Annotated in this window: 12 protein-coding genes; 7 read left to right on the top strand and 5 right to left on the bottom strand. The window is 29.8% G+C overall.

Features of this window, described 5'->3' with window-relative positions; translation table 11 throughout:
• Positions 1-97: 97 nt before the first annotated feature.
• A complete protein-coding gene (locus ACVC3Y_RS06675) occupies positions 98-814 on the bottom strand; it encodes a LytR/AlgR family response regulator transcription factor (protein ID WP_303424186.1) in 717 nt (238 codons plus the stop codon).
• Positions 815-1,867, bottom strand: a complete 1,053-nt coding sequence (locus tag ACVC3Y_RS06670) for a sensor histidine kinase (protein WP_303424187.1) — start codon at positions 1,865-1,867, stop codon at positions 815-817.
• A 191-nt stretch (positions 1,868-2,058) separates the two neighbouring features.
• Between ACVC3Y_RS06670 and ACVC3Y_RS06665 the strand changes: the two genes are divergently transcribed.
• The 3 genes from ACVC3Y_RS06665 to ACVC3Y_RS06655 all read left to right on the top strand — a co-directional run bounded on the left by ACVC3Y_RS06665 (position 2,059) and on the right by ACVC3Y_RS06655 (position 5,161).
• Positions 2,059-3,378, top strand: coding sequence for a serine hydrolase domain-containing protein (locus ACVC3Y_RS06665; protein WP_303424188.1), 1,320 nt, complete (start codon positions 2,059-2,061; stop codon positions 3,376-3,378).
• Positions 3,379-3,506: 128 nt separating this feature from the next.
• Positions 3,507-3,887 carry a MotA/TolQ/ExbB proton channel family protein gene (locus ACVC3Y_RS06660; protein WP_303424189.1) on the top strand — a complete coding sequence of 127 codons (381 nt, stop codon included), beginning with the start codon at positions 3,507-3,509 and terminating at the stop codon, positions 3,885-3,887.
• 35 nt (positions 3,888-3,922) lie between these two features.
• A complete protein-coding gene (locus ACVC3Y_RS06655; protein ID WP_452226451.1) occupies positions 3,923-5,161 on the top strand; it encodes an alpha/beta hydrolase-fold protein in 1,239 nt (412 codons plus the stop codon).
• Here the strand turns inward: ACVC3Y_RS06655 and ACVC3Y_RS06650 are convergent.
• The 3 genes from ACVC3Y_RS06650 to ACVC3Y_RS06640 form a co-directional block, all read right to left on the bottom strand.
• Positions 5,156-5,746, bottom strand: a complete 591-nt coding sequence (locus ACVC3Y_RS06650; protein ID WP_303424191.1) for a hypothetical protein — start codon at positions 5,744-5,746, stop codon at positions 5,156-5,158. The two genes, ACVC3Y_RS06655 and ACVC3Y_RS06650, sit on opposite strands and share 6 nt — an antisense overlap.
• A gap of 123 nt (positions 5,747-5,869) precedes the next feature.
• Positions 5,870-7,225, bottom strand: a complete 1,356-nt coding sequence (locus ACVC3Y_RS06645; RefSeq protein ID WP_303424677.1) for a DEAD/DEAH box helicase — start codon at positions 7,223-7,225, stop codon at positions 5,870-5,872.
• Between the two features lie 49 nt (positions 7,226-7,274).
• On the bottom strand, positions 7,275-8,165 hold the full coding sequence (locus ACVC3Y_RS06640) for an aldose 1-epimerase family protein (RefSeq protein ID WP_452226450.1): 891 nt from the start codon (positions 8,163-8,165) through the stop codon (positions 7,275-7,277).
• Positions 8,166-8,245: 80 nt separating this feature from the next.
• Between ACVC3Y_RS06640 and pabB the strand changes: the two genes are divergently transcribed.
• The 4 genes from pabB to ACVC3Y_RS06620 all read left to right on the top strand — a co-directional run bounded on the left by pabB (position 8,246) and on the right by ACVC3Y_RS06620 (position 13,616).
• Positions 8,246-9,538, top strand: a complete 1,293-nt coding sequence (gene pabB, locus ACVC3Y_RS06635; RefSeq protein WP_452226449.1) for an aminodeoxychorismate synthase component I — start codon at positions 8,246-8,248, stop codon at positions 9,536-9,538.
• A 71-nt stretch (positions 9,539-9,609) separates the two neighbouring features.
• Positions 9,610-9,900 (top strand): four helix bundle protein, encoded by a 291-nt coding sequence (locus tag ACVC3Y_RS06630; RefSeq protein WP_452226448.1) that lies wholly within the window; start codon positions 9,610-9,612, stop codon positions 9,898-9,900.
• A gap of 12 nt (positions 9,901-9,912) precedes the next feature.
• Positions 9,913-11,241: a tRNA lysidine(34) synthetase TilS gene (gene tilS, locus ACVC3Y_RS06625; RefSeq protein ID WP_452226447.1), complete on the top strand. Its 1,329-nt coding sequence runs from the start codon at positions 9,913-9,915 to the stop codon at positions 11,239-11,241.
• On the top strand, positions 11,241-13,616 hold the full coding sequence (locus ACVC3Y_RS06620) for a cytochrome c biogenesis protein CcdA (protein ID WP_452226446.1): 2,376 nt from the start codon (positions 11,241-11,243) through the stop codon (positions 13,614-13,616). The genes tilS and ACVC3Y_RS06620 overlap by 1 nt, the downstream gene beginning before the upstream one ends.
• Positions 13,617-13,683: the final 67 nt, after the last annotated feature.

Raw genomic sequence — 13,683 nt, 5'->3', positions numbered from 1 at the left:
AATAGTGTTTATGGTTAATTAAGTTTTGTTAGAAAGGGCTTGGATTTTTTAAAGCACGCTACTAGAAAACCCTTTTCATTATTAATGAAAGGGGTTTTTAATATTTATCTAATACGCTTAAAACCTCTTTTTTATAGCTCCTACTTATAGGTAATGCTTTTTTGTTTATGGTAATATACTCGTTGGTAAAAGAACTTATATAACGTATAGAAATAATAAAGGATCTATGTATTCTAATAAATTTATTAGAAGGTAGCTTTGCTTCAATAGCACTTATTGTTTCTCTAGTAACAATCGTTTCCTTTTGCAAATGAATCTTTATATAATCGCTATAACTTTCTACATATAATATAGCTTCAAAATCTATTTTAAGCATGCGTCTTTCCGAACGAATAAACATGAAATCTGCAGTTTTAGTTTTTTCAGTTGTAATCGTTTTCATATTACTATATACTTCAAAATAGGTGTTTACCGATTTTAATAAACGAGCAAAAGAAATCGGTTTTAAAAGGTAATCTACAGCTTGCAGTTCAAAACCTTCCACAGCATAATCTCTATATGCAGTGGTAAAGATAATTTTAATGTCTTTATTTATCGATTTAGCAAAGGAGATGCCTGAAATTTCGGGCATATTAATATCTAGAAAAACCAAATCAATAGTATGGTTGCTAATTATATTAAAAGCTTCCATGGCATTACTGCAACTAGCTACAACATTAATATTGTCTATTTTTGAAAGATGTGTAGCAATAATTTCTCTAGCAATTGCTTCGTCATCTATTATTAAACAGTGTATGTTTTTTGTGTTTTGCAATTAATTATTATTTAATTTTAAATCTACTTTAAAAAGATTTTCTGAAGCGTCTATCTTTAAGTCGTATTTATTTTTATAGAGTAAATCTAACCTTTTTTTTATGTTTTGCAAACCTATGCCTTCATTGGATGTTTCAGAGAAAGAGCTTGTGTTTACAATAGAAAAGAGAATGTTTTCTTTGGTAGAAGATACGTCAATTTTAATTTTTAAAACGCCGTTTTTTATGCTTCCGTGTTTAAAACTATTTTCTATAAAAGGAAGTAAAAGCATTGGTGCTACTTGTGTTGTTTCATTTATGTCTTCACTAGTAAACGAAATATCCAAGGTGTTATTAAATCGCATTTTTTCTAAATCTATATAGTCTTTTATGTGATTTATTTCGTCTACTAATAATACAAATGGCTTATCTACTTGATACAATAAATAGTCAAGTAAATTGGATAACTTTAATATCATTTCTGGTGTTTCATCTGCTTTTTTTAAAGCAAAACCATACATTGTATTTAAAGTATTAAACAAGAAATGTGGATGAATTTGCATCTTTAAATAATGTAATTCTTGTTCTTTTAACTGTAACTGACCATCTAGAATTCTTGTTTCTAATATCTTGGTTTTTTCGGCATGTTTTAAATGAAGTTTTAAAAGCTTAAAAGCACTAACCAAAACCACTACAATATATACAGCTGTTGTAATTAAGATAATATTCCGTGTTAAAGGATTCATATCGGCATAGCTAAAATTTGATAAATAAATTAGGCTAAAAAAAACGGAAACCATGATTAAATATCCCGAAATTATTATGGTATATAAACTGTATAAGCAAAATCTAAAATATTGTTTACTTATTAAATATTCTGGAATTAATTTATAAATAGAAATATAGGTAGTAGCAATGGTAATAGGCATTAAAAACAAGGCAAAGGTTAAAGTGTCTTTGTAATTTTTGCTGCCAACACCAAAAAAATAGGTAAAAAATAAAAGTACAGCACACCAGAAAATAATGTGAAGTGTAATTTGTCCTATTTTATTTAAAATGTCTTTTCTAGAGAACATAACTGGTAATTAATTTACAATAATACTATAATTTTTGCGCGTTTATATTTTTTGTAGACGAATAACAGTTTTAACGCTTGTTTTAACATTGTGGTTGTTTTAATAGCAAAACAAGTCGTTCATCGCAAAAAAAAATAATCTAGTTCTTTCTTTTTTACGTTTGTAGCATGTTTAAATTAACACCAATATAAATGATAAGAACACTATTAGTATTACTGGTTTTTATAGTTTCTAATGTTTCTAAAGCTCAAAACCTGGAACCGTTAGATTCCTTTTTAGATACTTTAAATAAGAATAATAAATTTATGGGAAGTTTATCTATTTTAAAAGAAGGAGAAATTATCTATAATAAACAGGTTGGTAATTCGTATATAAATGAAAATGAAAAACCCGCTATAACAAGCCAATCTAAATTTAGAATTGGTTCTGTAACGAAGACCTTTACTGCAGTTATGATTTTTCAGTTAGTAGATGAAGGTAAGATAGAATTAGATGAAAAATTATCTAATTATTTTCCAAAAATACCTAATGCTAATAAAATTACTATTGCAAATTTATTAGATCATAGTAGTGGCTTATTTAATATTCCTAGAGACGATAATTTTGATGAACACAAACCTATAACACAAAAAGGAATGTTAGATCTAATTCAATCGCATGCTGTAGATTTTCAACCAAATGAAAAAAACGAATATAGTAATACCAACTATATTTTGTTAGGTTATCTTTTAGAAAAGATAGATAAAACAACTTATAAAAGTATTTTAGAAAATCGTATTGTTAGCAAGCTGCAATTAAAAAACACCTATTATGGCGATGTGATAGATATTACAAATAATGAGTGTCTATCTTATTCTTACGAAGAAGATGGTTCTTTATACCAGGCCAAACAAGCGCATTTAAGCAATCCTGGCGGAGCAGGGGCAATTGTTTCTAACACTACAGATTTAGTGGTTTTTATGGACGCTTTGTTTAATAATAAACTAATGTCTTCTAAGAGTTTTAAAGCCATGACAACTATTAAAGGAGAATATGGAAGCGGAATTATGAGTGCAGAAAAAGGAGGGCAAACCATTTATGCACATAATGGAAGTATCGATTTTTTTAAGTCTATGGTTATGTATATTCCAGCTTCAAAAACAGCAATAGCATTTACTGCGAATGCTTTAGATTTTGGTTTAATGCCAATAATGTTTAACGCTATGGCAGCATTGCAAGGAGAAGAATTATTTATCCCAAGTTTTAATTCTATTAGTTTAACAGAAAAGGAATTACAACTATATGAAGGGGTTTATACTTGCGAAGGTCTACCATTTAATTTAGTTTTTAAGTCTAATGGTACCGCTTTACAAGGAGGCCCAGAAGGAAGAGATTTAAAAACATTAGATGCTACTAGTAAAGACCAATTTAAACTAGATTTAGGTGCTGTTTTAAAATTTAATGTAAAAGAAAAATTATTGTTGTTTGAGCAATCTGGTGAAACACCAAAAAAATGCTTAAAAAAAGAGTAAAGACTAAATAGCCATTTTTTAGTTTTGGTTATTTAAGGAGCTAAATTGGTTATTTGTCGCATTTTAATTTTTAAATTAACAAACTAATTTAAGTTTGTTATATATCTAACTTATAAAACAAATTACGTATGAAATTTTTATCTCTTCAATTTGTCGATCGCTTTCAAGAAGGAGGATCCTTTATGATGTCACTTATTTTAATATGCTTACTAGTATCATTATTCTTTATTATTAAAGGGTTTATTAATCTTAATAAGGATATTACAACATCTAAAAAAATGTTAAAACTTGCTGCAGATAGTAGCTTGTTAGGTTTGGTAATTGGTTTTTTTGCCTCTGTTTTAGGATTAATAACTGCTTTTGATTCTGTTGAAGCTATGGGAAATCCAGACCCTTCCGTTTTTGCAGGAGGACTTAAAATCTCTTTGTTAACTGCCACTTTTGGCTTATTTACTTTTATTATTACAAGAATTGGTATTCTTGTTTTAAGAGCATTACATAAAGACTAATTTTTTTAACGAACTAATTTTAAACATCAATCAAAATGCGAACAATTTTATTAATAATTTTCTTTATTATGAGTCATCTTGCAGCAAATGCTCAAGAAAGCAGATTTATATTTCAAGGCAGTACACTAGATAGTATACATTCTAAAATATTAAATGAAACTAGGTCTATTTATGTGCAAATACCAGAAAGTTATATTTCTGATACAACTAGAAAATATCCTGTAGCATATATTATTGATGGTGACGTATTTTTACCAACAGTTCGTAATGTGCTAGAATATTACAGTGGTGGTTTTATGCCAGAAATGGTATTGATTGGTATTTCTAATGCAGAGAATAGAACAAGAGATTTAACCATTTCAAAAATTAGTTTTAGACGTGGTATGCCTTATAATGAAGAAAATGGTGAGGCAGATAATTTCTTGAAATTTATAAGTGAAGAGCTTATTCCTTTTATAGAAAATAAGTACCCAGTTAGCAATTATAGAACTTTAATTGGCCATTCCTATGGCGGCTTATTTACAGTATATTCTTTAATTAATAAACCAGAATTATTTGCAAATTATTTAGCAATCGATCCAAGTTTAGATTGGGATAATCAAAAAATAGTAAAACAAACTGAAGAAGCTCTTGCAACAAATAGTTTTGAAGGCAAAGCCTTATATATGTCATTAGGTGGTCAACTACACATGCAAAATTCTGAAATTACAATTGATAATGTCATGCAAGATACTACCGATTATACTGCTTTTGCACGTTCTAATATATTACTATCTAATAGCATTAAAGAAGCAAAGCAAAGTAAACTGTTTCATAAATGGCAGTTTTATCCTAATGATTTGCATGGTACTATTCCGCTTCCATCAATAAAAGATGGTTTGATTTCTGTTTTTGAATGGTTTCAGATGGAAGACACAGATAGAATAAATTCATTTGATACACCAAAGGAAGAACTGTATAGTATTATAAAACATAGAGAAAATAAGCTTAAAAATAATTTCGGGTATTTTGAAGCTCCTTATCCAGAAGATCTTTTAAACATGTCTGGTTATATGAATATGGAAATGAATCAAATTGAAAAAGCAAAAATGTACTTTGAGTTTGCTGTTAAATATTTTCCTAATAGTGCTAATGCTTATGATTCTTTTTCTGAATATTACGAAACACAAAAAGATTATAATAAAGCAATAGAACTAGCCACAAAAGCTTTTGAAATTAGTGGAAGCGATTATCATAAAAAAAGAATAGAATCCCTAAATGCTAAAAAATTATAACTCTTTAATTAAATCTCTAATGCGTAAGCGTTTATTGTAATTATATTCATTTACATCTCTAACAAAACAATAGATGCTTATGCTTTTATTATTTACTTTTTCGGCAAGTTGTTCTACGGTAAAAGGTCCAAATTCTTCCGATCTTTCTATATAATAAAACTCATGTTCTGCTATTAAACTAGTCGCTTTTTCTTTGTATTTATTATGAAGAAATTGTTGTACATCTTCAAAAGTGTTTAGTTTTTCAGAATAACTTCCTTCATTAATAAAAACAGCACAATCGTCGGTTTGTATTCTGTTTAACACTAAAATATCATCATCTTTAAAATATGCTTTTACTGTAGTTTTTCCATCTTCGGTTACAATAGAAAAAGTGTTTTTCACCTCAATACACCAAGAAGTTTCTGTAGTGGTTTCGTTTTGTGAAATATGCAACGTATTTTCATCTTTAAAAATATAAACCGCTTTCTTTTTGTCGATGCCATTTACAAGAACCCATGACTGATTTAAAAATAAATCGTCATAATGCGTGTCATGATGAAATGGTTTAAGATTGGGTAGTAAGTTGAAAATAGCAGTAGACATCGTCCGTTTTTTAGAGTACTTCAATAAAACTAACGAAAAAATATTTTTTTTATTCTGAAATAGAGTAATTTTCGATAAGATGCATGTGTCCTAATACATGTACATCTTTATTTTGGCTAAAAATTATTTCCTCTTATTGCGCTTATTATAATTTTTATCGCCTCGCGTTTTTGGCTTTTTATATTTAGCAGCAATTTTAAATTTATAAGAACCTCCTAAGTTTTCTTTAGAATTTTTTTCTGATTTTTCATGAAAAGCAGGACCAGGAGCATCTTCGTCTTTAGGTCTTTTATGTGGATTATTGCGCTCTTTTATTTGAGGTCTTTCTTCTTCAATTAATTCATCAGAAATAACGACTTCTTCAGGAATTGCAACTAAAGGAATTTCCATTTGCATCAAGTTTTCTATATTTTCTATAGATTCTTGCTCTTTTTCAGTAGAAAAAATAATAGATTGTCCCTCGCGTTCTGCACGACCAGTTCTACCAATTCTGTGCATGTAATTTTCGGCAAAATCTGGTGTGTCAAAATTAATTACGTGACTTACATTATCTATATCCAAACCACGAGCCATAACATCTGTAGCAACCAAAATTCTGTTAAAACCTTCTCTAAATTGCTCAATACTTCGCAGTCTGTAGTTTTGTGTTTTATTAGAGTGAATCACACAAAGTTCTTCATGAAACTCTTCGTCTAAAGCTTCAAATAAACGATCTGCCATCTTTTTATATGCCACAAATATTAAAACTTTATTAAATGCTACTGTATCTTGAAGCAAATGTTTTAATAAATTAAGTTTGGTGTGAAAGTTAGGAACTGTATATTTTGTTTGTGCAATATTATCTAAAGGAGTACCAGAAATTGCAATAGAAACACGTTCTGGTTGAATAAAGAAATCATTAATAAGTTCACTTACATCTTGTGTCATTGTTGCAGAAAACATGATGTTTTGTCTTTTCTCTGGTAGAATATCAAAAATATTAATTAGCTGATGTCTAAAACCAAGATCTAGCATCACATCGACTTCATCAATCACTAATTTCTGTATCGATTTTAGTTGTAAAACTCTGGATAATGCTAAATCGTACATTCTTCCAGGTGTTGCTACTAGTATGTCTATTCCTTCAGCAATAGCTCTTTTTTGTGTGTTTATATTGGTGCCACCATATACACCAAGCACACGATTATTTATGTATTTACTAAGTTTTTCAATTTCATCAACCACTTGCACCACCAATTCTCTAGTCGGGACTAAAACTAAAATTCTTGGATTTTCTTGTTTAGAAAAAGGCAGGTTTTTTAAAATTGGTAGCATATAGGCAAAGGTTTTACCTGTTCCTGTTTGGGCAATACCAACCATGTCTTTTCCACTAGCAACTACATTAAATGCTTCTGCTTGAATAGGAGTAGGTGTTGTAAATCCTAAATCGTCTAAAGCGTTATATAATGGTGTGTTTAAGTTAAGATCTTGAAAAGTAATAGTACTCATGTTTTTGTTATAAGCTGCAAAGCTACTACTTATATATTTATTACACTAAATGCGGTTTATGTATTTCTATAGAATAGGAGGCTTTAAAATTACTATTTGTATTTAGCTGAATAATACTAGGTTTGCTAATTATGTTTTGATTTGTGGTTTCTTCATCTGCATAACCAATCCATGGTTCTATACAAACATAGTCTGCATTTGGTTTAGCCCAAATGCCTAAATGTGGAAAATCTGCATAGCTTACGGTTAAAATATCGCCTCTTTTTTTACTGTGTAAGCTTACTTTTTTAGATGTTAAATCTTTAAAGATTAGCGCATCCTCATTAAATAAATGGTAATCTAATGCTATCGTGTTTGAGGGCTTAAAAACAGATTTTGTTTTGTTTGTTAGTAGTCCGTTTTCTGTATTTAATACATAAGTTTTTGAAGTTTCATTGTGTGCAAATATTAATGAGTAATCGGTGTATTTTTCATCCTGATATACAGGACATTTAAAAGCTGGATGTCCTCCAAGACAGAAATAAATAGCTTTTTCATCTATATTTTTAACTTCATGATGAACATGTATTATATTATTTTCTAATGCGAATGTTATTTCATAAATAAATTTAAAAGGATAAATTTTTAATAAATCGACATTATATTTTAACTGAAATGTTAGGCTGTTTTTCGTTTCTTTAATTAATTCTAACGCTTCATTGTTTCTAATAAAGCCATGTTTAGGCATGTGGTAGGTTATGTTTTCAAAAAGGTATTCATTGTTTTTTAAACCGCCAATTATTGGAAATAGATTAGGAGCAAAGCTTCCCCAAATATTTGGATCTGCATGCCACATAAATTGTGTGTCATTTTTTATGGAAGAAATTTCGCAAAGTTCTACACCACTTTTTTGAATTGCAATCTTCACTAACTCGTTGGATATCTGATACATTTAAAAAAGGATTTAATCTAATTCCGAAAAGATATTATTTTTTAACTATTCTCATTAACTTTACACGTAATTTTTTTTTATTGAGAACAACAACTACACATACACCAAGATCTATAGATGCCTTTAAACAACAGTTGTTGCTTTGGAGTCAGCAGTTTGATGATGTCGTTTGGTTAGATTCTAATAAACATTCCTCCAAATACACAAGTTACGATGCTGTTTTAGCAGTAGATGCTTTTACAAGTATACAAACCGATTATACCAATGGTTTTGCGAAACTAAAAGAATATCAAACAAGTACAAACGATTGGGTTTTTGGATACCTAACCTACGATCTTAAAAACGATGTAGAGAAATTAAAGTCTGCTAATTTTGATGGATTACAGTTTCCAGATTTATATTTTTTTCAACCTAAAAAAATCTTCTTAATACGAGGGAATACTGTAAAAATTAAATATTTAAAGGCGGTAGATGATGAGTTGGATGATGATTTAAAAGCAATTTGTGATTGCAAGGAGAAAAGACGAAGCAATCTACCAAATAATATCAAAATCAAACTAAGAATCCATAAAGATGAGTACTTTAAAAAACTAGATAAAATGCTAGGTCATATACATAGAGGAGATATTTATGAAGCAAATTTTTGTCAAGAATTTTATGCAGAAGAAACCGCAATATATCCACTAGAAACCTACAACAAACTCAATACTATTTCTAAAGCTCCATTTGCTACATTTTTAAAACTAAATGATAAATACTTGCTTTCGGCTTCACCAGAACGCTACATTAAAAAGAAAGGAAATACAGTGATTTCACAGCCAATAAAAGGCACAGCAAAACGTAGTGTAAATCGCAATGAAGATCAGGCTTTAAAATACGAATTAAAACACGACGATAAAGAACGTAGCGAAAATATAATGATTGTAGATTTAGTGCGTAACGACTTATCTAAAACGGCTAAAAAAGGAAGTGTAAAAGTAAAGGAGTTGTGTAAAATATATTCGTTTGCCCAAGTACATCAAATGATTTCTACTGTCGTTTCTAAAGTAAAAAAAACAACACATCCTGTAGATATTATAGAAACCACTTTTCCAATGGGAAGCATGACAGGAGCTCCAAAAGTTTCAGCAATGCAAATAATAGAAGATTTAGAAGAAACAAAACGTGGATTGTATTCTGGAGCAGTTGGTTACTTTTCACCAAAGGGAAATTTCGATTTTAACGTGGTAATTCGTAGTATTTTATACAATGCAACCAATAAATATGTTTCGTATTCCGTTGGTGGAGCAATTACCGCAAAGAGTAAACCTCTAAATGAGTATGAAGAATGTTTGGTAAAAGCAAAGGCAATGCGTGAGGTGTTGGAAAATTAGTTTTTAAGCAAAAGACAAAAGTAAAAAAGGCAAAATGGATAAGTAAAAAGTTAATTGAGTATTTTTGTTAAATGAAAAGTTATAGAGATTTAATTGTTTGGCAAAAAGCGGTAGATATCGGAACGCTAATTTATAAATTGCTTAATAATTTTCCTGAGGATGAAAAGTTTGGATTAACCTCTCAAATAAAAAGAAGTTCTATCTCTATTTCTTCAAATATTGCAAGAGGTTCGCTATTCGAAATGCAAACCCAATTACAAATTGCAAACCATTTAAGTTTTTTTAAGTTAGATGATTTAAATGTAATTAATGACTTATCACTGCAAATTGGAAAAATGCTTAATTCCTTAATCAAAAAATAGCAAACTAAACTTATGCCTATTAAGCTTTTAAATACATTCCAAAAACATATACATCAAAACCTGCCTTTCCTTAACGAGAGCAAACTCCTAATTACCATTTCTGGCGGAATAGACTCTGTAATTTTAACCCATTTATGCCATCAAGCAAAGCTTCATTTTTCACTCGCACATTGCAATTTTAATTTACGCGGAAAAGAAAGCGATGCAGATCAAGATTTTGTAATGCAACTAGCAGAAGATTTAGATGTAGAAGTTTTTATTGAAAGTTTTGAAACGGAAAGTTATGCCAAAACAAACAAACTTTCAACACAAATGGCAGCAAGAGAATTACGCTACAATTGGTTTCAAGAATTAAGTGAGCAATTGCATTTTGATTATATTTTAACAGCACATCATGCAGATGATAATCTGGAAACGTTTTTAATAAACCTTACCAGAGGAACAGGTTTAGACGGACTTACAGGAATTCCAGAAGTAAATGAAAATATCGTTAGACCTTTATTAAAATTTACAAGAGAAGAGATCGAAAATTTTGCAAAAGAAAATAATTTTAAATGGCGAGAAGATAGCAGTAATGCATCTACCAAATACCTAAGAAATAAGTTGCGTCAGGATGTAATTCCGATTTTAAAAGCAATGAATTCGCAATTGCTTTCAAATTTTCAAACCACACAAGATAATTTACAAGACGCTAAAAGTATTATTCAAGATGCTGTACATAAAGTAGAAGATAAAGTGCTAACTGTAGAAAATGCAGTGATAAAATTGAATATTGATATACTTCAAAAACAATCGAATACCAAAGCATATTTATTTCAATTATTGAAGGATTTTAATTTCACAGAATGGAATGATATTTACAATTTGTTAGAAGCGCAATCTGGAAAACAAGTGTTTTCTAGCACACACAGATTATTAAAAGACAGAAAGCATTTATTACTAACAGAAATTTTAAATGTAACTTCGAGCGCAGTCGATAGTTTATTAATAAAAGAAGACGAAAAACAAATAGAAACATCTTTAGGTGTATTAAGTTTTGAAACAACAAGTCAAATCCACGAATCCAACAAATCGATATTACAGATAGATAAAGATTTGTTAAAATTTCCGTTAACCATTAGAAAATGGCAAAAAGGCGACTATTTTTACCCTTTAGGAATGCAAGGCAAAAAGAAGCTTAGTAAATATTTTAAAGACGAAAAATATTCGTTAATTGAAAAAGAAAAAGCCTTGGTCTTATGTTCTGGTGACGATGTCGTTTGGGTTATAAATAAACGAGCAGATAATCGTTACAAAGTCACAGAAAAAACAAAAAATACACTAAAAATTACAGTACAATAATGAAGCAATTTTTATTAATACTACTAACTTTCTTTTCCTTAAACACTGCTTTTTCTCAGCTAAATCCAGTAAAATGGTCTACTGCTGTAGAGAAACTTTCTGATACAGAATATAACCTTATTTTTAATGCAGAAATTGATGACCATTGGCATTTATACTCGCAACACCTTCCAGAAGGAGGTGCTTTACCAACAGAGTTTGAATTCGATTCTATAGCACAAACACAGGATTATAAACGCATAGGTAAAGTATTAGAAAGTCCAAGTATCACCAAGTTTGATAAGGTGTTTCAAATGGATTTGACCTATTTTGATGGCGAAGCAACCTTCACACAAAAAATAGAACTTTCTAGTCAAAATATTACTAAAATAGAAACAGAAGTATATTATCAAGCCTGTGATGATGAAAAATGTATTTTTGAAAGTGAAGTACTTACTTTTAATTTAACTAAAGAGAAAGCAAATATTCTAGATCCTATTCAATGGACTACCCATGTAACTAAAGTTAAGGAAGATGTTTATGAGATTAGTTATGAAGCGAACATAGAAAAAGATTGGCATTTTTATTCACAAGAAAGTGTAGACGATTCTGGATTAGGACCAATACCTACAGCGTTTACTTTTGTTAATGAGAATAAGGATTACCAATTAATAGGAAGCGTTAAAGAATCGGAAACAAAAGAAGTTTTTGAGGAAGCTTTTCAAATGAATGTTCGCTATTTTGAAAATAAAGCAGTTTTTAAACAGCAAATAAAAGTGCTAAATAAAGAACTAAAAACTCTAGAATCGGAAGCATTCTATCAAGCTTGTAATGACACCATGTGTCTTGCTCCTGAAACATTTTCATTTAGTATAAATTTAGATGGAAGTACTAATGGCGTAGATATTGTTGAAATTGATACTAGAAGTCAAGAACTCTCTAATAAACTACAACTAAACGTAACAGGTTGGGAAAAATACGAAAAAGAAGAAGTTAAAGAAAAATCGAACTTTGGTATTTTTATTCTTGGTTTTCTGGGTGGTTTAATCGCTTTATTAACACCTTGTGTGTTTCCTATGATTCCATTAACGGTTTCCTTTTTCACAAAAAGCGCAAGTAACTCACAAAAAGGATTAGCAAATGCGATGCTTTATGGATTATTTATTTTAGTAATTTATGTGCTTTTAAGTCTTCCTTTTCACTTTTTAGATTCGCTGAATCCAGAAATATTAAATACCATTTCAACCAATGTTTGGCTAAATATTATTTTCTTTATAATACTAGCCTTTTTTGCTTTTTCTTTCTTTGGCTATTACGAAATTACCTTACCAGCTTCTTGGGGAAATAAAATGGATTCGGCATCTAACGTTGGTGGTATTATTGGTATTTTCTTTATGGCATTAACCCTTGCTATTGTATCCTTTTCTTGTACAGGTCCAATTCTTGGTTCTTTACTAGCTGGATCATTAACTAGTGATGGTGGTGCTATGCAATTAACTATGGGAATGTCTGGTTTCGGACTAGCTTTGGCTTTGCCTTTTACCTTATTTGCTATGTTTCCAAAATGGTTAAACGCATTGCCAAAATCTGGAGGTTGGTTAAATACAACCAAAGTAGTACTTGGGTTTTTAGAATTAGGAATGGCTTTTAAATTTCTATCGAATGCCGATTTAGTGAAACATTGGGGGCTTTTAAAACGGGAAGTGTTTATAGGTATTTGGATTGTTTTAGGAATTGGATTATTGCTATATTTATTAGGAAAAATAAAGTTTCCACACGATAGTCCGCTTAAAAAATTAAGCTTCGGTAGAATCTCTTTTGCTGTTTTAGTTGGTGCTTTTGTAATTTATTTAATTCCTGGTTTAACGAATACAAAACATGCAAACTTAAAAATGTTAAGTGGTTTTCCGCCACCTTTACCATATAGTTTGTATGAAAAAGAATCCGATTGCCCGTTAGGATTAAATTGCTACAAAGATTTAGAAAATGGTATTTTTGCAGCTAAAACAGAAAACAAACCAATCATGTTAGATTTTACAGGCTGGGCTTGCGTAAACTGCCGAAAAATGGAAGAGCAAGTTTGGAGTAAAGACAAGATTTATAATGTGCTAAATGAAGAATATATTATTATTTCTTTATATGTAGATGATAGAAAAGAACTCGAGAAAGACGAACAATTTCAATTCTTAAAACACAACGGAAGCATTAAAAATATTAAAACCATTGGCGATAAATGGGCAACTTTACAAACGCTAAACTTTCAGAATAACTCGCAACCTTTTTATGTGTTATTAAACCATGATATGGAACTTTTAAATCATACCACTGCATATACACCAAATGCTGAGGAATATTACGATTGGTTGGTAAAAGGTGTAGCGAATTTTAAGAAATAACCAAGCATATACTTGAAAAAGTAATTCAGAATAAAGAGCTTCCGTTTTAATGGAAGCTTTTTTTTGT

Source organism: Lacinutrix cladophorae, assembly GCF_053604645.1.
Note: the sequence above shows the minus strand (reverse complement) of the source record. Positions and strands in the feature narration are given on the sequence as shown.